Raw genomic sequence first — 25,511 nt, 5'->3', positions numbered from 1 at the left:
GGCGTTCAAGGACCGACTGCCCCACGGCTCCCAATACCGGTCGGCATTGGCCATGGACCGTGAACTCGCCGAACAGATCCTCGCCGCCGAACAAGTCGAGGTCGACCTGGACCTCTACGAGGAGACCGACGAACTCACCGGTCCCACACCGGAGGGGTACACCATCGACAGTTACCTGCTGCTGTCGATCATCGACGCCCTGCAAGGAGTACAGGTCGCCGTCATCGCTGCCGCCGGCGGAGACCCGCCGGCGATCACACCGATGCCCCGCCCGGTCAGCGCCGTCGACCTGGCGCGAGACCAGCGTCGCGACGAATCCCTGCAAAACCTCATCGACCAGTTCACCACACCTGCCTGGGAGGGCTGATGATCTACACCGCCGTACTGCCCGCACAGGCCGCCGCCGGCGCCGACGTCACAACATTGGCCGGTGTCTACTCGCCGGTCTTCTACAGTGGCGACACCGTGACGGATATCGAAATCGTCGCTCCACCGAGCTATTCCACGGTGACGGGAGCGACGACCAACAACGCCACCATCTCCGTGCGTCAACTACGGGCCGGAACGGTGATCCAGACCTTCGGTTCGGTGACGACGAGTGTGGGGGTGAATCTCGCTGCCGAGGTGCCGATTTCGGTGCCGATCACCGCGCAGCCGATATTCCAATCCGGCGATGTCATCGACATCCGAATGCATCAGAACGGCACCGGGCAAGCGATCGGCGCCGGACTCTGGATCGGTGTGTACGTCAGCTGATCGCCCGTCAGGGACGAATCGGCAGATTCGGCACCCACTGATCGAAGACGTCGTCCTCGCTGTGGTGTGGCCAGGAGATCTCGAGCAGAAAACGTGATTTCGTCGAATTCGCGGGAAATCGCACGAGGACCCGCGCGGTGTCGTCCAACCGCATTCTCGGTGTTCCGGTCAGGGGCTGCGGGAAACTCGGATGACCGACGGGGCGATCGGGCCACACAGCATGGGATTCGAGCCCGATGTGGTGTAGTACCGCGTCGCGGCTGCCGAAGTCGGTGATCGTGAGATAAGGATCGACAGTCTCACCACCACAGACAATCTTGGGTGGACTCTGGCTCTCAGGACCACCGCAGTGGTACCCGGTCTGCCACGCGTCGCCGAATTTTCGGTCCGGCATGAGTTCGGGGAATGCACGCAGAATCTCTTGCTCGGCTGATCCCCAAGGGACGGTATCGAGATCGAGCCATGTGCCGACGGCTTCGCGATTCCACACGACCAGCGTGAGGGCGGCGATCGTCGCCGATACCGCACAGATCGCCGCGATCGGCCTCAGCCAAGTCATCTTCACACTCACGGAATACCACGCGCGGGCGAATAAGCAATCTAGGGCCCGTCCGGCCAGAGGGCCCGCGGACCGAGTGGCTCGCGTCCGAGTCCATCACTATTGGAGAAACCATGGCATCAGTCCGAGGTAAGAATGCGGAGGAACCTTCGCGGGAGCCCTCGCGTGCAACATTGCTCGACCGCTATATCGGCTCGACGACTCCCGAAATCGCCGATTCGGCCCACCTGGGATTCACGCAGAATTTCGAGCGGCTGGGCGCGTCCCCGCTGCCAGCGACGTCGGGCGTTGTTCCGACCACTGCCATCCGCCGAGCAACCGGTGGTGACGTCACCGGTCCTGGTTCCTCGGTCGGCGACAAGATCCCGGCTTGGCTCTCCGATGGCGAGTTCGTGATGAACGCGCGTACCACGTCGGTGAACCGACCGTTCCTGCAGGCGCTCAACGCTGATCCGCAGTTCTTGCAGAAGATGTTGGCCTCGCAGGCCGACCAGGGCCGGCGTAGTTCCGGAAACGCGTACGCGCCGCCCGCGGCGCCGGGGCAGCCCGCGACGGTGAATATTTCGATGTCGAGCAACGAAGACATCATCAGCAGATTGAAAGTGCTTGCCATCCAATGGGAATTGTCCCGTTCGTGATGGTGGCTCGATGAATGGATTGAGGTGAATCTGTGGCGCCGAATGCTGCGATGATCACGGTGACCGGGGTGGATGGTTCGATATGGACGATCGCTGGTCAGGGTCGTGGTCGTGAGGGTGTGGAATTGGCGACGTCACCGAGCGGTTTGTACGACGCTCCGGTGACGACGATCTGGAATCAGTCGGCCTTTCAGGTCGGCTCGTCGTTCGGTGGATACCGGACCAACAAACGCGATGTCGTGTTCGCGCTCAATATCTCCGAAGCGGCGGGACGGTCGTGGGAGGCGGTGGATTCGGCCTGGCGCAAAGCGTGGGCGTATGACCGGGATTCGACATTGACGATCACCACCGACTTCGGCACGAGATCGTTGAAACTGCGCATGTCGGAGCAGCCGGACTTCAAACCGGACAAAGACCCGCATCTGAAGCGGTGGGGCAAAGTCGTCATGACCTGCACCGCGGGCAATCCGTGGTGGGTGGAATCGAATGTCACCAGCGCGTGGGCCTCGACCATCTCCACGACCGCCCCGAGTACCAGCCAGAGCGGCACCCTGAGTATCGCCAATCCGACCGATCAGCCGATGTGGCTGAAATGGGTGTGTTCGGCGCCGGGCAAGTGGACCCTGCCGGACTTCTCCTGGGGTGCGAACGCCGCTGACGCGGCGCGCACGATCACCCTCCCGGTCACCACGACCGGCCAAGACCTGACCATCGACACCGATCCCATGGAGGAGATGATCGTCGCGGCCGATCGGTCCCAGATCTGGGCGTTGATGAACGGTGTCAGCTTCCTGTACCCGGTGCCTCCCTACACCGCGGCCACCAATGTCACAGTGACGGTGACCGGGGCACCGGTCGGCGCGTCGGTACTGGTGGTGCAGCCACGCAACTGGTCGCGTCCGTGGGGGCTGCAGTGACTACCGTGACCGATCTGCCCGCGATCTACGCGGACGCGCAAAAGTCGAGAGCGACTCGCAAACAGCAGCGCTACGGACGGCCGCTGGTGCGGCTGTGGGACGGCGACTGGAATCTGCGCGGCATCTGCGGTGCCGAGATCAACGCGGACTTCCGCTGGGTGCTCAACCAGTCCGGCACCGGGATGCTGGTGCTGCCGTATGACTATTACTTGGCGGTGTGGGCTGTCGACATCAACGGACGCGCGACGCAGAACGTGCACATCACCGTCGACAAAGACGGTGCGCGCTGGGACGGCAGGCTGGAGAAGGCGGTCATCAAGACCGACGAGCACGGCGTCACCACCGTGGAGTTGCTGTTCATGCACTCCTATCAGGAACTCAAACACATCTACTGCTGGTCCAACCCTTTCCTGCCCGCAGCCGTGCAGATCCCCCGCGAGTTCATGCTCGCCGGCCCCAGCGTCTGGGTGCTCAAGACCGCGCTGCACCTGAACCTGCTGCGACTGGAATCCTCGCTGTCGGCACCGATACCCGAGGATCCGATCGACTCCAGCCAGTGGGGCGGGCTCGATCAGTCGAACTGGGCCGTGGTGGTCAAACCCGGCGACTTCGCCTCCGACACCTCGATGTGGACGATCTTCGGTTCCCGATTCCGGAACTTCCACGAAGCTGCCTCCGGCGCACTCGAATCCGCGCAACTGGCCGTCGTCACCCGCCGCTGGTTGCGCGGTGATCCGCCGCCGTGGCCGGGTGCGAACCTGCGCCACGGCTGCCTGGTCATCGATATCGTCGACAAATCCGGATTCTGGACCGGTACCAGCACCGGCGGCGACGTATGGGACGGCCTGGCGCACACCATGCAGGTCCTGGACAACACCCTGCTCGACTACAGCCCGGATGTCCTGCCGGATCAGAACGCCCCGGCGCAGTACAAGAACCCGGGATGGATGGGCACACTGCCGTCCAACCCATGGGTGGTGTATCGCCAGAACGACCACACCGGAATCCAGACCTCCCAGTTCGTGATCAACCCGTCCTCGGCCACACAGATCCTCACCGGCGGTCATTCGATGCCGGGTGTGAACGAAGCGATCTCCTCGGCGATCCAGTTCGTCGGCATGGTCACCGCGGGCGCACTCGGCTCAGTGGCCTATGTCGGTCCCATCATGGCCGGCATCGCGAACGGTACGACCGCGGTGGTGAACACCATCGCCACAGCGTTGCTCTCGGATACTTTGCTGGCCTGGATGCAGTTCAGTTCGCCACAGCGCGAAGCGAATTCGGGCTGGTCGCACTACTACGAGCATTTCGAGAACAGTGCCGACCGTGCCTATACCCTCGGCTCGCTGCTCACTCTCGGTGAGGGTTTGTGGAAGACACGGCGGCATTTCACCCACAAGTTCACCGTCGCCAACGGCGAACCGTACCTGATCGGCGACCAGGGCCAAGGGCACTTCTTCCTCGGTGATCGTGTCGGCTCCACCGTCAAGGGCATGCCCGAGGGCTCGGTCTACGTCGACCAGGTGACCGAACTCGAACTCGCCTGGTCACGCACGGCCAGCCCCGCCTGGCAGATCACCATCGGCTCGGACCGTGATCACGACATGCCGTTCGCCAAGTCGATGCGGGTTGTCTCCGACATCGTCGACGACATCCATTCTCTGGCCATCCAGATGTGATCCGTCCAGGCCGGTCATCCATTCTTCTATTTGTCGGAGAGAACTATGCCCATTCCTTTGCATGAGGACTGCGACCCGGACGACCCGTACGAGGCGTTCGTCTGGGCGCTGGTCGGTTTGCCGGGGCCTCGGAACTCACCGCTACTGGTGCATCCCGATGTGCTTCGGCAGTGGTCGAAACATCTGTGGGACCTCGGATTTCGCCACTACCCGGACGAACAGACCAAACAATTCCACCCGCCCGCACGGGGGGTCACACACTGGCTCAACGGCGCGGGACAATGGGCCGAGAAGGGTGCCGTACAGCCGGCCGAGGCCTCGGCCCCCGACGTCACCCATCTGACACCGGATGAGCGCGCGTACCTGGTGCAGCAATTGCGCGAATCCGGTGAGCTCAAACACCTGGTCGATCCTCGCGATCTCGACTCCAACCACGCGCAGGTCGGCACTGCTCGAGTGTCGCTGGAGGAGGTGACCGATGACGAGTCCCGATAAGAAGGTCCCCTCCGGTGCGTACACCGGCGGCTCGATCCGCAGCTTGCAAAGCGTCACCTGGGCCGCGGCGCAGCAATCGATCCTGTCCAGTGTCATGGGGTCATTCGCCGGCGTGGACGCGGTCGGCTCGAACCTGAACTCGGTGACCAACCGTGCTCTGAGCGCCGCGAATTCGGCACAGGTCGGCGCCTCGGACGCGCAGTCGACAGCGACCGCCGCGCAGAACACCTCCGCGTCCAACGCCTCAGCGATCGCCAACCTGCAAACCGGCCAAACCCAGAACGACGTCGGCGGAGCCGCGGTCACCGACGTCTTCGAAATCTGGGACACCACCAAATGGGATGTCATCAAGTGGAACAGCGGCGCGACCGCGGTTCCCGACATGGTCATCGTCTCCAACCAGGCGGGTATCGCCAAGGGCGGCAACACTGGTACCGGTGGTGACTTCGCGCTGTACAAGACGCCGTTGATGACCGATGCCCAGTCGGTGTCGCTAGTGCTCGGTCGAGCCAACCAGGCCGGTTACTACACCGGCAGTGGCCTGCTCATCCGCGCGGCCGCGGACCTTTCCACGTTCGTCATCGTTCAGATCGGGACGACGAAAGTGATGCTGCAGCGCGGCACTCTGGTCGGTGGGACCATGACCATCACCACCTGGGTCGAGAAGACAGGGCTGACACTCAGCACGGGGGATACCGTCACCGTCGCTGCGACGGGCTCGGCCTACGAGGTCTTGATCAACGGCGTCAGCCGACTCGGCTACACCGACACCGCAGTCACGTCCCCGGTCGGCGCGAACAACCGCTATGTCGGTTTCTACAGCGCCTTCCTCGCCGAAACAGGTTGGGGCGGCACGACCATGTACTACGGATTCGATGCCGAATCCTTCGCCGCAGCCGACACCACCTCACCACCGGTGGTCGGAACCGGCTGGTCGCTGTATCGACAGAGCACCACCGCCGTGACCCAGAGTGCGGGAAGCAACCGGTACGGCACGATCTTCGACACCGTCCGCCAAGCGAACAAGATCAACGTTCTCGACCTGGCCTCCGGACAGATCCAGATCACCAAACCCGGCTGGTACATCATGAACGTCAGCGCTCAATGGAACCAGCCGTGTGGAACCGGCTACCTCTACAACGTATCCCTGTGGAGCGCACCGAATCCAGGCGGACTGTGGAAACTCGTCCGCGGCGGCGGTGAAACCGAAGGCTCCGTGGTCTATCGCTCAGGAGGCACCTTCGTCGTCTTCGCCGGCGAGGGGACCGTTTGGGCGCCGGGCTATTACATCGCCGGCTCGAACGGAATGTACGGCGACACCTCCGGCACCCGAACCTACTTCGACGGCACCCTCTGCTCCTTCTCTTGACGCTCGAAATGCTCGGCGCAGCACGAGCATCACCGGCCAAGTCGTTCCGAGGCCGCCCTATCGAATTCGCGCCTGGCTCCGAGCGTGCGCACATCACGCCAACCCAACAGGCCCCTCTGCCGTGAGAGCAGTCGGCGCGCATCCATTGGATGTCGCGCTCCGCAATCGGTCTGAACATTCGGGGCGTGATGAGGCAGGTCTCGACCGAATCGTCGAACCGAATCGTCCACCGCAGCCGATGGACGGGGCACAACCATGAAAGGAACCCTATGACCACATCGAACGATCCCGGCTATCTGGGCTATCAGCCCACACTCGAACCGTTGAAGCTGACCACGGGCGCCGGCTTCGTACAAACGATCCAGCCCTCCGACGGAGCCGTATTTCCGGCAGGTACAACGGTATCGATCGTCCTGACCGCACCCGGCGGTAGTTCGCTTGGCACCTGGTCGGCCACCGTCACCTCGACCGCGGCGACATGGAACGTGGCAGCCGCGACCTGCAACGACATCCCCGCCAATTCGCGGTACACGATGCTCGTGACCTACCCGACCGCGCCGGTGACCACCTACGCCTGGTTCGCGGGCATCGTCGTCAGAACCTAGCTCACCACCACGTCCCTTGCACATGCAGGGGCAGCGAAACAACCCTCCGCACAACACCTCTCGAAGGAGCCACCATGGCCATCGCCGTCACCGCCACCAAAAACGCCCTGTGCACCGCCTACGCCAACATCGCCACCACCGTCTACGTCTCGGTCCACACCGCCGACCCCGGCACCACCGGCACCAACGAGGCCTCCGGCGGTTCGCCCGCCTACGCCCGGATCGCCACCACCTGGTCCGCCCCGGCCAGCGGACAGATCACCGGCAGCCAGGTCACCATCAACCTGCCCGCGGGCACCTACACCCACGCCGGACTGTGGAGCGCCGCCACCGGCGGCACCTTCATCGACAAGGTCGCCATCGCCTCCACCACCCTCGGAGCCCAGGGCACCCTGCTCGTCACACCCACCTTCGCCATGAGCTGAGTGCGCCGACCCCGCCTGAAATGGCTGGGCCACAATTGAATAGGAAGGCGAAATGACAGCCTCACAACGGCTGATCGTGGCAACGCTCCCCGCACCACCGACCGTGGCTCCCGTCATTCCAGCGCCGTCGACCGGCGGGACAGCGCTACCATCGTCGCCGGTCGCCCACATCGACGGGACGCGAGTACCGGTTGTCCCGGCATTCGTGACAGCGTTCTTCGCAGGCACAGGCGTGCCGACAGTGCTGTTCAAGCCGTCCTCGCCCACGATCACGGCAGGTAGCGGCGTGGGCTCGCTGACCGCGACAGCAAGGTACTCACAGTCCTGTGTTCCGAATTTCGGCGGCACGGGGTCCGCGACGGCGCGTGTGGCGGGCGGAGTCGGCAGTCGAATCGTGGTGAACGCGTCATTCGGGGCGGACACCAATGCCTCGAGTGCCAGCGCAGGCTTGACCGGTCTCGGCGTATTGGCGACGGCAACGGCCGTGTATGCCGGTGCGCGGCCGGCGTTCTATGCCCGAGGCACCGCCACGGCATAGGAAGGACGACACCGCTAGAAGGCGACCGCGCACTCGTCCAGCGAGTCGCCGGTTCTGCTTCTGTGCGTGTCGAAACCGCTCGGTGCCGCGCTCGGCCGATGGTCGAGCGCGGCACCGGCCTGCTCTGTCGCTGACAACTCCGGCGATCACGCCGCATCGAAAGCTTATATACAACAATACTTTTGGAGGAAACCGCAGTGGCAGATACCGCATGGAGGACGGCAGGACTGCCAGCGTCGCCGTCGGCTACTCCGACCAGCCCCGGCCCACCCGTGAACACAGTCGCTTTGCCCTCGGCGCCGACCTCGGTTATCGCGGGGCGCGACATTCCGATCATCCCGCCGTTCATCACCGCAGCACTCAACGGTACCGGGGCGCTACTCACAACAGCGAAAGCCTCTACAGTCCTGGCGGTGACAGCGGGCGCTTCCGGGCAACTCACCGCCGCGGTCGTTGCCCGACCAACAGTTGCTGCTGTGCTCGCCAGCACCGGAACTGCCACAGCCGCGGTCGCCGTGGGTAGCACGGGTTCAGTGCTGGTTTCGGCTCTCTTCAACGGGGCCGGCTGCGCCACGACGGCGAACGCGCTGTCGAACAGTGCCGGCGAACTCTCGGCTGCGGTCGTGCCCAAAGCCTCGGCGGCACCGGTGTTCTACGCGAAGGCGACCGCTATCGGGGTAACCAATACCCCACCCGCACCAGTAACCGCCGCACTGACCGGCACCGGAAATCTGACGGCTGCCTCAGTTCCCGGGTTCCGGCCGTCGGGAATGAACAAGAGCGGAACCCAGACCGGTCCCAACGCCCAGAATACCTGGATACAGGTGACCGGATGGACCGCAGACACCACCAACTATCCCGGCTCGACCGTGAACACCAATGCCTTGGTGAGCCAGGGAAACAAGACATCGGCGACCGTCACCGCCAATGTCTCCTGGACGGCGAGTACCTTCCCGAACACGATCGCGGCGCGTCTGAAGAAGAACGGCACAGTCATCGCCACCGGTAGCACCGCCAACCCTGCTGTGGCCAGCGCCACCGTCACTGTCGCAGAGAACGACCAGATCACCCTCGAGGTCAGTGACGGCTACAGCCTGGCCAGCCTCGCACCAGCGACCATCAACGCCACCGGAACCTACGTGCGCATCACCTGAGGCGACACATCGTTGCAAACGGCTCGTCGACACGGGCACCGATGGCAGAAGCATCTGAATGAGAAGGACCGCGGCGGAGTCCGCCGGACCCCACCCGAAATGCTGTGCTCGACCCCAAGGTCGAGCACAGCATTTCTGTTTTCCGCCCCCGAACCGCCACATGTCGGTGCCCGGTCGCGGAAATGCCAGCCCGCAGTGGTTCTCACCCACCGCAGCTCACCAAACTCCGATATCGAGGTGATGGGACATGGCTCCCAACGAACCGAACAAGCCCGCAGACCTGCAGATGCCCGACACCACGGGCAAGAAGGAAGGTGATACCTGGAAGGTGACGGAGAACGGCGTCGAGGTCACCTACACCATCCCGGCCGGCAACGGTAACCAATCGGTCGACCGAACCTGGACGAACAGCGCAGGCGGCACCAGCACCAACCGCATGGTCGACGACGGCGCCGGTGGATTCCAATCGTGGACCGACAGTACCAACGGGCCCGCCACCTACATGAACAAGGGGCAGGGCGGTACGACCGACGGAGTCTACGGCCAAGTCTACGATCCCGGAAACTCGACATCCGGTACGCCCGATGTGGGATTCGGCGGCAACCCGAATCTCAGTCAGGTCGAGGCCGTGCGGTACGACGAGAACGGAAATCCGGTCGACCGCCTGAACAGCAGTCGCAATTCGCGTGGCAACTGGGACAGCGGGGGGTTCGACTCCGAGGGCAACAGAACTCTTTTCGGGGATATTCCCGACGGCAAGGGCGGCTTCGTCCAGGGTGCGTTGGTTGGTCAGGTCAACCAGGAGGGCTACGGCTGGTCGACCGATCCCGAGGGAACCCGCTGGAATATCGCGCCCGACCCGAGTGGTGATCCCGGTGCGCTACTGCACTGGCGTACCGAAACTACCAAAGACAGCAACACTCTCTCGATCTATGTCGACAGCCGTGGCGTAGAGAAACGTGAAGTCCGCGGCCTGTGTTCCAACGAAGTGCTCTCCGTCGGGTATCTCGACATCGACGGCGTGTACACCCATTTCGACTATTCGAAGCAGACGAAGTCAACCTACAACCCGCACGACTATACGCTGACGGTTGTTCAGGTCGACGAGGGCCCTCAATGGTCAAGAACAACAACTCCTTCGGGCGAGCGTTCGCGTGAAGCTGCAGGGCCACTGCTGGGCCGCTCCATTTACGGCTCGCAGGACCAGGACTATGACCAGGTCTATGCCAACCTGCAATACCTACCGATCGATGACGAGCTCCGCAAGAAGGAAGTCGACCGGCTTCTCGCCGCCGGTATCCCCGCCTCCCAAGTGCAAAACGTACTGTGGCAAAAAGCAGTCGATGCCCGCAGTCGTCTGGCGAGCGCTGGCATCTCACTGCTGACCGTCGAACAGGCAAGAGCGTTGGAAGCCACCGACCGGTCCTATCCCACAGACCCACGCCGCCCCTTCGTACCCGACCACTCGCCCTACGTGAGCCCCAGCCACAAATTCAACGAAGGCGACTTCCGCGAACTACTCGGCGACTTCACCGGCCTCAACGACCTCCAAGAGGGACTTTTGGACGGCAACTACGGGCAAGCAGCCTTCGGTGCGGGCATGACGATCCTCACCTTCACCCCAGGAGCTGTCTTCAAGCCTCTGGGAAAGGGACTCAGTCACCTCGGCGGGAAACTCTTCGGTGAAACCGAGCAGGTACTCGCGGCTGAACTCGGCACGCTCGGCAAATCGGGTGCAACCGGTGGTAGGGCCGGCGCGGCGGGGGCCGAGGGTTCTCCTGCATTCAATGCGACCTGGAAGCTGAATCCAGAAACCTCACCGTTCATCCCCGAGCCTGCCAATCCCTACAATGCGGGCACACATCTCGGTGCGGGTGCAGGTGCGCGTGCAGGTGATGAGGCCGTACCTGCCATCCTCGACTACCCCAAACCCGGCGAGCTGCCATGGAATACGCGAGAGGTCATCCAACCTCCCGTCACCACACCCATGCTCGAGGGCAAGGTGCCACCGGCCCGAGGGCCGAGCCACAACCCATGGAACCGACCCGAACCGAACGGCATACTCGGCTCCGGTCTCGCCGACCTCGATCCTTTTCCGCTCGGGCCGCAACGTCCTCGCATCCAGATTCCCCGGCGCGACAACGTTCCCGGCGCGCACGGCAGCGGACCCCACGGCGGCAGACCCGGCGTCGGTAGCGAACCAGGGGGCATGGGGCCCGGCGAGAATCCCGAGAACTTCTGGGATCTCGTCATGCCCGCCGAGAATGGGAAGTACAGGTGGAAGAAGTCCGGCACATATGATGGGGAGTTCCACTATGGAGGACGCTACGCAGATCTACCCAAGCAGGAACTGCACTATAAAGCGAAGGTTTATGACCCGACGCCAGGAAAAGCTCAATTAGCAGAAGATAATCCATTCGTACGAGCACGTCAAAACGCCGTCGATGACACCACTGCGCTGCAAGATAAGATGCAGAGTAAACTCGACGAAATACAAAAAGGCGCAAATGAAAGTCAAACCACTGTAACATTTCGTGAAACCATCGGGGGAGGTAGGGAGGATGTGTTCCGTGATCTCGAAGAGAGTTTCCCAGATAAATTGGACCAGATTATCGAGCTCCGTGCGAGCGTGAAACCTTATCATATTAAAGTTAACGAACTAGCTCGGGCGAGTGAGGATATGGGGGAAGTGGGTGCGATAGCTGAAGCATTTGCCGACACTGCAATGGATTACGAGCTGGTGTCGATAGATCGCGGCCCCGGCGTGCTGGACCTCGTATTCGTCAGCAAGGTGAACGGTAAGACGCTCGTGGTAGACGCGAAAGGCGGTGGAAGGCCCAACCTGGGCAAAGGGGCTTCTATAGAATCCGGTGAATTTCCCGGAGAAAGAGTCAAAGCTCTTGAAGGGACGACGCCGTACGTCCTCGATAGGATGCGACGGCAGCCGGGGCTTCGTGAGAAATTCCAGGAGCTCGATAGAGAGCACGGCTGGAACCTGGAGCAACAGCTCGGCGATAATCCGGATCTGTCCAATTTTGAATATCGTGCGACACAAACCGATCCGAGTGGAAAAATAACCAACTGGAAGTTCAATGAATCGTTGGGTCCGAAACATCCCGGCTATGTGCCGCCCCCCGGGTTTACGCCGAGAGTGAACCTGGTCGATATCGCATCTGACATCGGCGTGCCGATTGTGTCCGACTTGAATCGTGCGATGCTCGACGGTCTCGGCTCGTCAGTCAACGGAGTCGCGGCATTGCTGGTCGGAATCCCGCCATTAATCGGCCTGAACCCGCGACCTCAAAAGCATGCAACCAACCAAACGCTACAGATCAACATCACACCTACGCCACAGCCCCGCGGCGACTTTTTTCGCGGCGAAGAACTCCATGAGTACGGATCTCTCGCCCACATCTAACTTTCGCACAGGCGTTCGTTGCACTGTTGCAAACTGACCCGTCGAGGCCCTTGCCCGACACGACACCAGGGGGTGCCCAAGTGCCACCATCGCAGTATGATTCGGCCATGCGTGGAGACTTCGACCGTGCTGCCGAAATCGTCCGCTTGGCAGCAGATTTCGACTGGACATGGTCGAGAGACGATCTCGACAGATTCTGTGCAGCCGCCCACTGGACCGTCACCGAATACCGGCCACTGCATGCATCGATTACCACGGACCTCGACATCGTGAAGCCTGGAGGGCGTGCATATCTGGATGTCGATAGTGTCGAATACATCGACTTCAGTGTCACGGACCGCTTGGGCAAGCAAGAAGCCGAATCCAGCGAGTTGCCTGCGGTGTGGTTCCGCGGTCTGTCTGATCGATTGGTGGCTGAGCTCGGTCTGCCCAACCGTCGCAGAGAAACCGAACTTCGGTGGGACCTGCCCGCAGTGGTAATCGTTGCTCGCCGGGCAAGCCGGGACAACTATGTGGCCATGACGAGCCCTCAGTACCGAGCCGAGCAAGACCGAATCGACGAGGATCTTGCCAACCGACCCGACGAGCAGTGGTAACGGGACGGGGGACGTACCGAACCGTCTCGGTCATCGCCCACTCTTTGATGGTCAAGCGCGGCAGTCGGGGAGACAACCGGACGCGCCACCGGCAACCCGTCGCAGGTGCCTGCCGAAGCATCGAAATAGCCTCGATTACAATATTTTGGAGCGTTCCAGCACCGGTCAGGGCGGCGGCGATGAACGGCACGTACCAGCCTTTGCCGGAGGTCTTCGGTGCTGAAGGTAGCGTCACGATGTTCGCGGGTGGAGCCGGGAGAGTCGGACGAGCCGACGGCGACACGGGCAGTCTCGCCGTCAAGAATACGGTATCGGCCACTGCGGATACCTCTGCTTGCGAATACGCTCGCCCCAGCGAGGACGTCGGCAACGAACAGTGCGAACGGGCAACTCGCCGTGGTACTCGTTCCCCGACCGACCGACCTCGCAGGCCTCGCCGCGCAAAGATCGGTGAAATCCGCTGTTATAGCAGGTAATTCGATTTCGATTCTTGTTTCGGCGACGTTCGGCAGCGAGGGCCGGGCGGTGTCGGCCCATGCCACCACCGGTGGTGTCGGTGAATTGTCGGCCACGATCATCCCCGTGCTGCAGTGCTACCGCTGTTCTTCGGAGCAGCCAAAGCTAGCGGTGTCATCCCGGCCGCACCGGTTTCGGCACCGTTCGCAGGTGGCGGAACCTTGGCCGCGACCGCGGTGCCCGGGTTCCGGGCATCGGGTATGAACAAGACCGGAACCCAGCCCGGTCCCAACGCGGCCAACTCCTGGGTACAGGTGATCAACTGGACCGCTGATACCACGAACTATCCCGGCTCGACGGTAGACGCCGCTACCAACGCCCTCCTCAGCCAAGGCGCCACGGCGGCCGCGACCGTCACCGCGAACGTGGCATGGACCGCGGGCGCCTTCGCGAACTCGATCTCCGCACGACTGAAGAAGAACGGCACCGTCATCGCCACCGGATCAGCGGCCAACCCGGCAACCGTGAGTACCAGCGTCACCGTCGCCACAGGCGACAAGATCACCCTCGAAGTCAGCGACAGCCAGAGCCTGGCCAGCCTCTCGCCAGCGACGATCAATATCAGCGGCACCTACATACGAATCACCTGATACGACAAGCTATTACAGGGTCGTTCACAGAGCTCGAGCTGTGGCCTCGGAACCGCATCGGTTCCGAGGCCACAGCCGTATCCAGGCCCTCGAGGCGCGCCGACGACAGAAGGACGGGCGCCTCGGCACGAGCATCTTGAGTACGACGGATGGCGATGTCCGACTTCCTCGCCGCCGCCCGAACAGTGTCGCGGTCGCCGAGAACGACGTCACCCTCGAAGTACAGCAACGGCAACTCGCCGGGTTCGCACAGGCGACCCTCGACATCAGCGAGCCTACGAACAGGTCACCCTACGCGAGGCGCTGTCGCAAAGCCTGGCGATGAGGCTGAGCGAAATACCGCCCAGTTCCAGCATTCAACTCCTGATCATGCCGTGCTCGACCTCTCGGTCGGGTGCGGCGTCTTCTTTTCGTTCTGACCAAATCCCGTCGGATCGCCCGACGACGTCGACCGGCACTCCAGTGGCAGGTCCGATCCACAAGCCAGCACCTCACCACCCGCAGTCGAGGTGCATTCAATCCCGGCTCGGTCTTTTCACTGGAGCCCGATAGCAAAACCGTGAGGTATCCGATGGCACCGAAAGATCCGGCTGACAAACCGACCAAGGATGACAGCCGCAAAGCGCCGGAACGGCGACCGACCCAGCCGAAGGCCGGTGCAGCGCCAGGCACGACGCCCGCACCCAGTTCGAATAGTTCACTGCCACCGTCGGTCCCATCCAATACTAACGGGGTAGGGGGAGGGCAACAATCACCGCTGGACAAGGGCCCGTCCCCCTCGCCCGCAGCACCCTCACCGTCCCAACAGTCGGATGTATCGGGCCGACCGCAGCCGAAGATCGATTTCGGCGGGATGCCCGACCTGAGCGGACGCAAAGAAGGCGACCAGTGGTCGGTTACCCGACCTGACGGTCAGATCGTCAACTACCGAATTCCCGAAGGTAACGGGAACAAGTCCGTGGATATCAGCGTCGTCGGCGCCGAGGGCGGACTACTTGGATCCATGCGCGCCGCCATGAACGAGCAGGGCGGCGGGTTCCAGGAGTGGATCGACGTCAAGGATGGTCCCTCGATCTACCTCGGCCAGGACACGACCTACACCAATCCGTACGCGGGGATCTATAACCAGGGCACACCGACGACCGGCGCACCGGACAGCGCCAAGGCCTACCTGCCCGACTTCCAACAAGCATTTCCACTGATCGACAACGGTGAAGTCGTAGGGCAACTCGGAGTCGTACCGAGCCCGGACGGCAGTCCCGACGTGTATCAGAACGTCTACCGGGACAAATTCGGAAACCTGAGTTACTGGCAGAACCGATCCACCGAATCCGGTGGCATGGTCGGCTGGCAGAAAGGGCAGGAAAACAGCGACGGAACCGGCTGGTTCAACCTACCGACCGGTACCTCGGGATCACCGGAACGCTGGGAACTCACCCCCGACTCGCCGTTGCTGAATCGGATCGAAGAGAGCTCGATCGGCGTTCACACGCAGACGATCGACCGTGAGACCGGTGCCTACAGTGACAGATTCACCTCCAAGATCTCCCCGGAGCTGGGCTATTTCACCTACCGCAACAGTGAGGGAACGACCACCAAACTCGGCGACGACGGTTCACTCGTCGTCGTCGACGGCAAGGGTGAGCTTCTTGTCAACCGACCGGCGCCCAAACGTGTGTACCCGGACACCAGGAGCAACTGGGAGAAGACCTGGGACTACATGGGCAATTCTGCCGAGAGCTTCGTCGACGGTGTCAAATCGCTGGTAGGACAGAATTCGAAGACCTACGGCGACGACAGCCTCTCACCCGAAGAAGCCAAGCGGCTGAATCGAAATGGTGCCTGGTTGGACATGATACTCATGCCGTCCGCGGTGCTCTTCGGTGCTGCGCTGATGGTGGAGGACGGCTACAACGCAACGTTCGGTGGGGGATTGCGTGATGATGCCTCGTCCACAGCCCAGGACAATGTTCTCGGGACACTGAATCTGTTCGGGCAGTTGGCCATCGGAGCGGACTTGTCGAACTTCGACGAGCAACCCGGCCAGACGCTCAGCGACGCAGTACTCGGCACGTCATTGTTCTTCCTTCCCAAAGTTCCCCGAGCGGCGCGTGGAGGTACGCCTTCACCGCATATTCCTCCCGCTGTTCGGAGCGGCCTCGGCGATTTCGGCCTCGGATTCGGATCGCATCCGATCCCTGCCCTCCCCGGCGGCTATCCGAGAGGAGCGGCACCGTGGGAGAAGCCAGGGTTCGATATGCGCACTGGTGGCGATGGCATTCCAAGTTCTCCCGGCGGTACTCCTCGTAATACGCCGAGAGATGGCCCGGACGGGCCTGCGCATCCGGTACCGGGACGTCCGGACCAGACGCCGAACCCGCGGAGCGCACCACCACCGCTACCCGCGGGACTTCTGGACCCGCACGATCCGACGCTGAACGGGCTCGGCCCCGCAGTGGAAGAACCCCGCAATCCTGACCTTCCCTCGAATCACCCAGGATCGAAACTGGGCAGTGAGCGCCCCAGTGGCGACGGTGACCGATCGGCTGGTTCCCAGACACCCCCGCCCCTAAGAACGCCCGAGGGCTATGAACCAGGAGCTGAGCCGGGCACCTGGTACGACAGCAATGGCAACCTACGTGGTCCCAACGGGCAGATCATGAAGAACCCGGACCGGCCCGTCGCCCCCGAGTCCACGCCGAGCGCCCCGCGGCAGAAGCCGCGGGGCTTGGCGGGGTGGGTCGATACCGTTCGCGGTGAAATCGAAGACTTTTTCGGTGCCTTCCGTCCCGGTGCCCTGGCTGACGAGGTCAAACCAGCGATCCCGGGGCGGATCGGTAAGAACGACGACGTCGTCCCGGCGATGATCAAGGGAACCGAAGCGTTCCAGCCCAGCTGGTATGCCCGCTGGCAGATCAACCGGACATTGCGAGAACGGGCCGAGGCGATCGGCGCGCGCGACGAACTACTACGGCAACGCGACAACTACGCGATGGAGCACGGCGTCGCCGATCCCGCGTTCAAGATCGACGGCAGCCCGAAGAACCTGAGCTCGAAGTCGATTGAAGATGCCATAGAAAACCTGCGGGACAGTGGTAGGAAGATGGAGGCCGACGAACTGGCCGCGCTGGATGATCGCGCCAGAGGGGCGATCACGCCGGTCACCAACGCTTCCGAGAAGCTCGGGGTGATCGGTGCCAGGGACTACATCAATCAGCTGGGCGGGAAGGTCATCTATGTCGGTCCGGGAGGTCGCGATCACCTCGATGTCGTCGGTGTGATCGACGGCAAACTGATGGTGATCGAGGCCAAAGGTGGTGGGGCCCGGCTGGGTGCGAGGTGGGTATCGCCCGAGGAGGGTCTTTGGCACAACGAGCAGCAAGGAACGGCCGAGTATCTGCGGTATCTGATGAGAACCGATGAGGAGTTCTTGGCACAATTGCGTGTCACGAACCCGGAATTGGTGGACGCGGTCGAGGCGGGAGACCTGAGCAATGTCGAATACAAACTGGTCAAGGTCGGTGAGGACGGTCAAGCGACCGTGTCAGAGTTCGACATCGAAGGTATGCCGCGGATACCTATCGACGCCACCCACTTCGGTGGTCGGGCGCCATTCGGGAAGTCGGTACCACAGAACACCACCCCACCCGCCGGTCCGATCGCGTGGGAAATACCGCGAGTGTCGATCGAACCGTGGTCGAGCGGTCTCGGTGCGGTGTTCGGTATGGGCTCGGTGCTGGGAACCAGGTTCGACTCGTGGACCGACAGCCTGATCGGGTTCACCCGGTCGATGGCGAATCCACCACCAGCACCGACCCCTGCCGCGGTCGCGGCGATCCCGAGCGCGCCCGCGATACTGTTCGCCAACAGATCCGAGAATAAGTCGATGACCGTCAACATCGTCACCCCGCACATCGACTCGTCCACTCCGAGCCCGCAGGAAGCAGTCAGAGTGCTTGGACTCGGTGCCCACCTACGCTAGCCACCAGCTTCGAGAACCGGCCGCGTAACAACGGCGATCGCCGTCACATCTCAACAGGAAGTAGTACACAACATGCAGGTCGACTACGACGGCGCGGTCCGGATCGCGCGGCTGGCAGCGGCATTCGACTGGAGTTGGACCGTTGCCGATGTAGAGCCCTTCTGTGCCGCGGCGGGCTGGCGCTTCGAGCCATTCCCCAAAACAAGCAAGACGCTGAGCCTCCAGGTGACGACCGATCTTGCTGTCAACCGCCAGGACGGCCTCGCCCGGGCCAGTGTCCTCGAGGTCAAGCGATGGCGACCGTCGCGAACAATGCTGAATGACTTCAGCGTCTACATCACCGACGTCACCACCGTCGGTGATGTAGACGCCGACCTGACCGACGCGTTCGCCGGCCTGACCGCGCGCCTGACCTCCGAACTCGCCGAACCTACACGGTGGTCTACCGGAGACGATGGCCTCGACCGGGAAGTCGGTTGGGAGCTGCCGAAATCGGTCATCGTGTTGTCGGCTAGTTATCCGGTGCAATCCCCGCCCAAGCCCACCGGCGCGATCAGGCTGAAGCTGATCAATCCCGTATACCAGGCCTTCAATGACGCAGCGGCGGAATACGAGCGCCTGGAAGAAGAGGACGAAGGGTAGCGGTCAGACCGTTCGGTCTCGGATGGGGCGCGCGGCCCGTGCGGATCGGCGTCGCGGGGGGCCACGGGACGTCGGGTACAGGTACATGCCTCACATGTGCCGTGTCGATGGTGCCTGGGAGACCATCTACAACTCTCTGATCATGCGGATCTCAGCCATCCCAGCCGGTAATGACTCAACCATGAAATCAGCCAGAAAGTGGGGGCGGTTCATCTTGCCGTCGTAGTAGATCCGGCCCCGGGTGCCCGGCATACGTACTTGCGTCAACGCGATGGTGTGCAGGGCGTTGTACCGAGGGCGTGCTTCTGTCGGTTTCCGGGCTGTCCGGCGGTGTCCAGGGCAGTTGCGGACCTGGATCGCCGATCTAGAGTCTGAGCCGTGGGAGATATCGTTTCGTGGGTCGCGGTGCGTGGACGGTCGAGGACAACGGTTCTCGATGTGCTGGGTCTGGCCGAGATCGAGAGCGGGGCGTCCGGTGCAGAGTCTGTGTCGTTCGCCGATTGGCACATCGTGTTCGACCCCTATGTGAATCCGCCGGGGTTTCTGCGCTATCCCGAGGTGTTACGACCACTGTCGAAGGGGGCCGAGGTAGTGGCGTACTACGAGTCCTCATTCGGACCGAGTAGTTCGGCGGCGGGGTTCAGCGACGGGCGGCAGATCTGGGGCGTGCGTCATGATCGGGATGTTGCGGTCGATCACCTCGAACACGAAGATGATCCGCCGGGCGAGTTCGCCGATTTTTTGGCCCGCGCGCGTGCGAATCAGGCGTCTAGTGCGGAGGTCGACTACTTCTACGAAGTACCTACCGAACTGGCGCGGTTGGCGACGGGTTTCCGGGCGGACAATGCGCTGCGTGGGGCGCGGTCCGCAGAGTACTTCTCCTCAGCGTGGGCCTGCACCGCTACGAGAGTTCACTACGGGTATCGAGTGAGTGGGTTGAGGGACCGGGAGCACGCGCATGAGGTGCTCGGTGCCCTCGGCGACGTCCATGATCGTGAGTATCTGGGTGAGGACGTGCTCAATAGTTGGCGTGAGGAGCCTGACGGCTGGTGGAGCAGTTTCGGCTATACCGAGGACACGCCGGTCCTGATTGCGGGTTTCGATCGGTGGCGTCCCGGTTTCGAGGAAGCGGTCACCCGCGCCGCCCTACAGGTTGTGCCGCAGGCGCGGGTCGAGATCGACTGGAACTTTCCGGACGATCCCACACGGAAGGTCGCATAATCGGCTCGGCTCACGGCGAGGATGTGCATGAGAAGAAGGTCCGGAGAGGGTGTCGATCAGCCTGACCTAGCGTTGTTGCTGGCGCAGGGCGAAGATCTGATCGAGCAGCTGGCGAATGCGCACATGTCCTGGGGGCTGGGCTCGGCGGATCGGTGGGGATCTCGACCAGCGCACAGGTCTGATTTCATGGACCTTCCCCGACAAGACCGCCACCGCACCCGCACAGATCATCGGCAGCCACAACACGCGGGCCGGTACATGGGGATGTGGGCATGTTTCAACGAGAGCATCCTGCCCGACATGAGCCGCGACTCCCAGATCGTATGCGAATGGGCACGAGCCCACAGTCTTCCGAACCTGGCCAAGCCGGTCGTCGAGGCTAACGATCAGATGGCCGCCACGCTCGCCGCATTCGCCGTACGAGTGACAGGGGCGACCGGATTCTACCGAGGTGCGGGCAGCGCAGTGAGCTCGTTCAACACCTTCGGTCCGGTCACACCACCGCACAGGACGGTACGACTTCGAACTTTGCGATCGAGGTTTCGACGTAGGTGAAACGACTTCCCTTCCGCTGCTTTGAGTCGCCTAGGCATGTCCGGTGCAGGGATTCGTCCCGGCGCTGGTCTCGCGCCAGATCGACGGCGCTGTTCGGACGCGGGATCGGGCTGATCGCGGGCGGATCACCGTCGGCGTGTGTTCGCCGCTGTTCTGCCGGTGGGCGGTCGAAGGCCGTGCCTTCGTGCGCGGAAGTAATGAAGATATCGGGCTATGCGGGTGTTGCGAGGGCACTGCTCACGGCGTCGCGAGTCCACCTGTCGCGAGTGCCGCCGAGGTGAAGTTGATGCTGTAGAGCGAGGTGAAGAACGTTCCGGCAGTGCGTGTGAAGGCGACGTCGATGACCGAGTTCGCCCCAAATTACTACCGGAGTCCCCCCATCGTTGTCGGCGCGATCTACGCTGGTCGCCCGACATGGCGATGGGTGGGAAGGTGCTGCGCTGGTTGCGGACCGGAATGATCGTGGGTTGCGCATCTGCGCTGGTGCCGTTCACTGCGGGTTGCGCGTCTTCGATGGACGGGCCGCAAGGTTTCGAACCGTGCTCGGCGACATTCCCGCCAGCCGCAGCAGCATTCCCCCGGACGGCAACGGCGTACAGGGCGCCATAGATCTCGCCCACGGCATCGGCCGCGACCTAGACATCCTCGGCGACCTGGCCTACAACCGCCTCTACGCGCCGCTGTTGGATATGGCCACCCTCACCCCAGGGCCCGACGGATCGCTGCACCCGATGGTCACGCACCGCGCGCCCGAACACAGCACCACCGAGGAGATACTCGCGGGCCTCAACATCGGCCTGCTGGTGACCGGAGGAATCGACCTCAGCCTCAGCCTCGCCGAACGCGCCGCCGCGCAGACAATCGGCCGCCGAGCCGCCACGGCCGCACTGGCCGAAGGCATGTCCCAGGCAGAGGCTATGGCCGCGGCCCGGTCCGCCATCGACCGATTCGAACGACTGTCTCCCGAAGCCAAAGCACAGATCGCAGATGGCTCCGTACCCTACGGTGTCGGTCCGCGCGGGCCCGCGCTCGGCAGCGAATTCGACGGTCTCGGCGCCCGGGCCGGTGCCGAAAGTGAGGTCGGCGTGCCGCCGAGTCCCGGGCCGAGCAGACCTTCCGGTCGGCCGGAGCCCCAGGGGAGCGGGTCCACGAAGCCGTCGCAGGGTGAGGGATCCACGATGCCTCAGACCGAAGGCGGTCGTCCGGTCAGTCAAGCGAAGTTGGAGTTTCGCGCTGAAGGCGAATCGATCCTAAGAGGTATGAAGGTCGACGGAACCGATGAGTCGATGGCGGACGCGATCTGGGGAGGCCTGCCTGCCTCCGCACGGACGCGCGCTGCGGAACTGGTCGGCGGTGGAACGGCCTTCCCGAAGGACGCGGTGCTGGCAGGGCAGCGTGATTATGCGATCCGGTGGGCTTTCGCGCAGGAGGCGCGGGGCAATCCCGGGAGATTCGCCAATGCGTACGAGTACTACCAGGTCCAGTTCAAGCGGTATCAGAAGTCGCTCAACACCCCGTTGAACAAAACAAGAATCTGGGCAAACTCGCGGCCGAGGACTTCACACCCCATATGGCGGATGAGCTGCTCGCGTTAGATCTGGAACTCGTCCGCCAGAGCGGGCGAGGCGCCGTGAACATCGACGCGAATCTGACGGAGGCGGCTCTGGTACAGGCTGTCCGAGATGCGGATCGACTGGGATTCGCTGACGAGTATTCCGCCGCCTATCACCCGTACAAGCATGAGCGCGAGTATCCGACGATCGAGAAGATCGGCCTGAACGAGATCGACGCATACCAGAACAGCGCGGCCAAGACGGTGCGTGAGGGTCGATTGGTCGACTACTACCTCGATCCGGAGACCGGAGCGACGAAATTGGTCTTCCACCGGCTGATCGATGATGGAACAGGAAGAATCACCACTACTGAGGCGATAGTGTGGGTCGATCGGGAGGGCCGCGCGTCTCTCGCGTCCTACGGTAAACCGAAGGCCAAGAAACTCGGCCCGAACAAGGACCCACTCCCGGAATACAGCTTCGACAGACCTGGTGAGAGACCGCCGACCGATTCATCGGACGATGTGGAGACCGGTCCGACCCACCTACCGCGGCCCATACTCGTGGTGCCGCCTCTCCTGTCGCTCAGGCCCCGCCAGGAGTCCAGCGATGCTCCATTCGACGCGGGCGCGGCAGGTACGGCTCCTTGGGCTGTTGACCTACTCCAACGACTTCGAGAAACACTTGCGATTGCCCAGCAGACCGTGCCGCACCCGATCAGCGGTATCGATCCCGTCGGCCCGATCGCGGACCGCCGTGTTGATCAGTCGCTGACATTCAATGTCAGCGTGCCTCAGCGTCGGGCTGATCTGGACGCGGAATCATATAAGGTTCTGACCTATTCGGCACATCTGAGCTGATCGCGCGGCGAAAGGATTTGAAGAAATCGTGGTTCGTCACATAGGACAAGGGGAGGAAGAAATGGATCTGAGCGCGCGCGCAGAGCATATGCGGAGAGCGATCGATAAGTTCGGTGAGGCGGCAGAGATCGTGGCATCCAATGCGGAAAATCTGATTCGGCGACGCGATCAGGCGTTCGCCGAGGGGATGTCGGACCTGTATTCGATCTGCCTCGGGGGGGTGGGGCGGCGGTCTGCTGGATGGGTCGATTTCCGGGATCAGGCGACAAGCCTGATCGAAGCGAGTGGCGGGGCGATGACCAACTACATCGATGACACCCTCGACCACGCGTTGCATTCTGCGCTCGAGGACTGGGATAGCTGGGAGGTCGCCTGTCGGTATCGGTCCACAGTACAGTTCCTGCTGGATGAGTTCGATGGCTCGGAATTGTTGGCTTCGCCCGATTATGACAATCAGATGATGGCCGAAGCCGACGCGAATTTGCGCAAGCAGGCGGCGTGGGTGTCGCTGCTGTCAGGTGAGGAGCCGCCGACGGGGATTCCGGAAAATCATTGGTGGTGGTTTCTGCCGGGCTCGTCCTCAAGGTGAGAATCACTGCTCCGTTGGGTCACCGCGCGCGGCGGAAGAACGGGAATGGCGCTGCCAGCGTCCACCTCGGTGCCTTCGCTGGTTCAAGCACTGGCGTGATGGCAACGGCGCAGCACATATGTGACCGTGGGCAGATGACCTACTACATCACCTGCGGGAAACGATCGAGATGGCTCAGCACACGATCCCGCAAACCTATGCGGCGATGCCCGTCGCTCGCGCCGGGAAATCGCAGGATCGGCCGCTGACGTTCGATATCCGCTTGCAGAGGTCGACAATGGACATGCGAGCGGAATCAGCTAAGGTGCTGACCCATTCAGCCCATTTCGGATGATTCGTACGGGGGTCGAAATGGCGCAGTTCCGACGATGGCGGAGACGGCAGATGGCTTCGACGGTGAGAGACAAGTTGATGCGTGACGCGATCGCGGCATTCGAGGAATCCGCGATGATCGCGGATTCCGGCGCGGAGGATGTGATGCACCGGCGAGATTCCGTGTTCGGGCGGGCGATGGCGTATCTGTTCGAGGTCTGCCTGGACTCCGAGCCGGTGAAGGCAGATTCCGAGTGGGCCGAATTCCGGGAGCGGGTAATAGGTCTCATGCGGCGCAACGGGTGGGCGTTCCACAACTACATAGACGCCACCACCGAGTCGGCACTGCACTCCTCGGTGGATGGCTGGGATTCGTGGACATCGGCGTGTCGACGCCGGTCCTCGGTGCAGTTCGTCATGGACGAATTCGACGGCGCCGCGTTGTTGTACGCCGGTGATTACGACGTCGAATTGTTGCGGGAGGCAGACGAGGAGCTACACGAACGCGCGCATCGGGTCTCGCCGCTGCCCGACAACCTGCGCCCACCTGGTATTCCGGAAACCCACTGGTGGTGGTTGTCACCGGGGAACCCGTGAGGTCAGTCGGGAAAAATCGGGGCTGAGAGTCTGTCGGTTTGCCGTACGCGGACTGTTGCGTCGGGCCCCCTGGCTTTCTCGACCGGGTTTTGTCGCGGTCTACCGTAAAAGATCGGTCGCGCCGATTGTCGGCCCGCCCCGGTCGAGTGCAGGCGTAGAGGGCGGTTGGGCCCGGCGGGGTCGGCCTCATGCTTGCTGAACGCCGTGATGGCGCTGTGGAATTCGGTCGATGCGGGTGTCGGCGGCGGTGGTGGGCGCGAATCTGTGCACGTGTCAGGGGCTTTGGCTTTCGCGGGATGCCGTGTTGTGGGTCGGGCTGGACTGCTGGGGCGGTGCTGCTGAGGGGGTGCGAACTTATGGTGTCCTTCGGTGTATCGGCGATACATACCGTTCGGTCGGTGCCTGTGGCCTGGGGTTTTGCCGGTTCACGAAATATCAGTCCCAAGCCCCGTCCGAGGGAGGCAGGGACTGCTGCACGATCCGGTGACAGCGGTTACGCAGCTCGAAGAGCTGGTGTGGCCATAATGGCCTCGTATTCGATCGGGGTCAATTTGCCGAGCCCGGCCTGGCGCCGACGCCTGTGGTAGGTCCGTTCGATCCAGGTGACGATCGCGATCCGAAGCTCCTCACGACGCATCCAGGGCCGACGGTCGAGGACGTTCTTCTGCAGCAATGCGAAAAACGACTCCATCGCGGCGTTGTCACCACACGCCCCGACTCTGCCCATCGATCCGACCAAACCATGAATACCTAAGGTGCGGACGAACTTTCGTGACCGAAACTGCGACCCGCGGTCGCTGTGAACCACACAACCAGCGACATCCTCGCCAGCGGCGCGACGTCGGGCCACAGCCGAATTCAGTGCATCGACGGCAAGGCGTGCTTTCATCCGCGAGTCGATCGAGTAGCCCACGATCCGGTTCGAGAACACGTGGCGGTCTCAAG

Annotated in this window: 23 protein-coding genes and 1 pseudogene; 22 read left to right on the top strand and 2 right to left on the bottom strand. The window is 62.7% G+C overall.

Annotated elements, in window-relative coordinates; translation table 11 throughout:
• Positions 1-46 precede the first annotated feature (46 nt).
• Both JZ792_RS21915 and JZ792_RS21910 read left to right on the top strand, forming a co-directional pair.
• Entirely contained in the window at positions 47-367 is a 321-nt protein-coding gene (locus JZ792_RS21915) for a hypothetical protein (protein WP_216912821.1), read from the top strand.
• Positions 367-756, top strand: coding sequence for a hypothetical protein (locus tag JZ792_RS21910; protein WP_216912819.1), 390 nt, complete (start codon positions 367-369; stop codon positions 754-756). Before JZ792_RS21915 ends, JZ792_RS21910 begins: the two co-directional genes overlap by 1 nt.
• Positions 757-763: 7 nt before the next feature.
• Here JZ792_RS21910 and JZ792_RS21905 read toward each other — a convergent pair whose 3' ends face one another.
• On the bottom strand, positions 764-1,315 hold the full coding sequence (locus JZ792_RS21905; protein WP_216912817.1) for a hypothetical protein: 552 nt from the start codon (positions 1,313-1,315) through the stop codon (positions 764-766).
• 173 nt (positions 1,316-1,488) lie between these two features.
• Between JZ792_RS21905 and JZ792_RS21900 the strand changes: the two genes are divergently transcribed.
• The 20 genes from JZ792_RS21900 (at position 1,489) to JZ792_RS21815 (ending at position 24,566) form a co-directional block, all read left to right on the top strand.
• Positions 1,489-1,953, top strand: coding sequence for a hypothetical protein (locus tag JZ792_RS21900; RefSeq protein WP_216912815.1), 465 nt, complete (start codon positions 1,489-1,491; stop codon positions 1,951-1,953).
• Positions 1,954-2,114: 161 nt separating this feature from the next.
• Entirely contained in the window at positions 2,115-2,870 is a 756-nt protein-coding gene (locus JZ792_RS21895; protein WP_216912813.1) for a phage tail protein, read from the top strand.
• Positions 2,867-4,549, top strand: a complete 1,683-nt coding sequence (locus tag JZ792_RS21890; RefSeq protein WP_216912811.1) for a Gp37-like protein — start codon at positions 2,867-2,869, stop codon at positions 4,547-4,549. Before JZ792_RS21895 ends, JZ792_RS21890 begins: the two co-directional genes overlap by 4 nt.
• A 45-nt stretch (positions 4,550-4,594) precedes the next feature.
• On the top strand, positions 4,595-5,044 hold the full coding sequence (locus JZ792_RS21885) for a phage gene 29 protein family protein (RefSeq protein WP_216912809.1): 450 nt from the start codon (positions 4,595-4,597) through the stop codon (positions 5,042-5,044).
• Positions 5,028-6,413: a DUF7257 domain-containing protein gene (locus JZ792_RS21880; protein ID WP_216912807.1), complete on the top strand. Its 1,386-nt coding sequence runs from the start codon at positions 5,028-5,030 to the stop codon at positions 6,411-6,413. The genes JZ792_RS21885 and JZ792_RS21880 overlap by 17 nt, the downstream gene beginning before the upstream one ends.
• 269 nt (positions 6,414-6,682) lie before the next feature.
• Positions 6,683-7,018 carry an LtfC-like domain-containing protein gene (locus JZ792_RS21875; protein ID WP_216912805.1) on the top strand — a complete coding sequence of 112 codons (336 nt, stop codon included), beginning with the start codon at positions 6,683-6,685 and terminating at the stop codon, positions 7,016-7,018.
• Between the two features lie 74 nt (positions 7,019-7,092).
• On the top strand, positions 7,093-7,443 hold the full coding sequence (locus tag JZ792_RS21870; RefSeq protein WP_216912803.1) for a phage tail fiber protein: 351 nt from the start codon (positions 7,093-7,095) through the stop codon (positions 7,441-7,443).
• A gap of 1,014 nt (positions 7,444-8,457) precedes the next feature.
• Positions 8,458-9,135, top strand: a complete 678-nt coding sequence (locus JZ792_RS21865; RefSeq protein WP_216912801.1) for a hypothetical protein — start codon at positions 8,458-8,460, stop codon at positions 9,133-9,135.
• Positions 9,136-9,382: 247 nt separating this feature from the next.
• The gene (locus JZ792_RS21860) at positions 9,383-12,553 is read left to right on the top strand and encodes a hypothetical protein (RefSeq protein ID WP_216912799.1); all 3,171 of its coding nucleotides are present in this window, start codon (positions 9,383-9,385) and stop codon (positions 12,551-12,553) included.
• A gap of 107 nt (positions 12,554-12,660) precedes the next feature.
• Positions 12,661-13,149 carry a DUF6301 family protein gene (locus JZ792_RS21855; protein WP_216912797.1) on the top strand — a complete coding sequence of 163 codons (489 nt, stop codon included), beginning with the start codon at positions 12,661-12,663 and terminating at the stop codon, positions 13,147-13,149.
• A 677-nt stretch (positions 13,150-13,826) separates the two neighbouring features.
• The gene (locus JZ792_RS21850) at positions 13,827-14,255 is read left to right on the top strand and encodes a hypothetical protein (RefSeq protein WP_216912795.1); all 429 of its coding nucleotides are present in this window, start codon (positions 13,827-13,829) and stop codon (positions 14,253-14,255) included.
• 1,339 nt (positions 14,256-15,594) lie between these two features.
• A complete protein-coding gene (locus tag JZ792_RS21845) occupies positions 15,595-18,237 on the top strand; it encodes a hypothetical protein (RefSeq protein ID WP_216912793.1) in 2,643 nt (880 codons plus the stop codon).
• Between the two features lie 72 nt (positions 18,238-18,309).
• On the top strand, positions 18,310-18,879 hold the full coding sequence (locus tag JZ792_RS21840; RefSeq protein ID WP_216912791.1) for a DUF6301 family protein: 570 nt from the start codon (positions 18,310-18,312) through the stop codon (positions 18,877-18,879).
• 438 nt (positions 18,880-19,317) lie between these two features.
• Complete coding sequence (locus JZ792_RS21835; protein WP_216912789.1) at positions 19,318-20,100, top strand: hypothetical protein; 783 nt, start codon at positions 19,318-19,320, stop codon at positions 20,098-20,100.
• Between the two features lie 115 nt (positions 20,101-20,215).
• The gene (locus JZ792_RS43235; protein ID WP_368858163.1) at positions 20,216-20,404 is read left to right on the top strand and encodes a DUF6882 domain-containing protein; all 189 of its coding nucleotides are present in this window, start codon (positions 20,216-20,218) and stop codon (positions 20,402-20,404) included.
• Entirely contained in the window at positions 20,359-20,655 is a 297-nt protein-coding gene (locus JZ792_RS43230) for a DUF6882 domain-containing protein (RefSeq protein WP_368858162.1), read from the top strand. Before JZ792_RS43235 ends, JZ792_RS43230 begins: the two co-directional genes overlap by 46 nt.
• Positions 20,656-21,194: 539 nt before the next feature.
• Positions 21,195-22,250 (top strand): hypothetical protein, encoded by a 1,056-nt coding sequence (locus JZ792_RS21830; RefSeq protein WP_216912787.1) that lies wholly within the window; start codon positions 21,195-21,197, stop codon positions 22,248-22,250.
• On the top strand, positions 22,226-23,068 hold the full coding sequence (locus tag JZ792_RS21825) for a hypothetical protein (protein ID WP_216912785.1): 843 nt from the start codon (positions 22,226-22,228) through the stop codon (positions 23,066-23,068). The genes JZ792_RS21830 and JZ792_RS21825 overlap by 25 nt, the downstream gene beginning before the upstream one ends.
• Positions 23,069-23,129: 61 nt before the next feature.
• Positions 23,130-23,657, top strand: coding sequence for a hypothetical protein (locus JZ792_RS21820; RefSeq protein WP_216912783.1), 528 nt, complete (start codon positions 23,130-23,132; stop codon positions 23,655-23,657).
• Between the two features lie 384 nt (positions 23,658-24,041).
• On the top strand, positions 24,042-24,566 hold the full coding sequence (locus tag JZ792_RS21815) for a hypothetical protein (protein WP_216912781.1): 525 nt from the start codon (positions 24,042-24,044) through the stop codon (positions 24,564-24,566).
• Positions 24,567-25,059: 493 nt separating this feature from the next.
• On the opposite strand, the pseudogene JZ792_RS21810 reads toward JZ792_RS21815, so the two are convergent.
• Positions 25,060-25,503, bottom strand: a pseudogene (locus JZ792_RS21810) (DDE-type integrase/transposase/recombinase); the annotation flags it as partial.
• Between the last annotated feature and the right edge of the window lie 8 nt (positions 25,504-25,511).

Origin of the sequence: Nocardia noduli, from assembly GCF_019038455.1 — a bacterium.
GTDB lineage: Bacteria > Actinomycetota > Actinomycetes > Mycobacteriales > Mycobacteriaceae > Nocardia > Nocardia noduli.
This window is presented reverse-complemented; position numbering and strand designations above follow the sequence as displayed.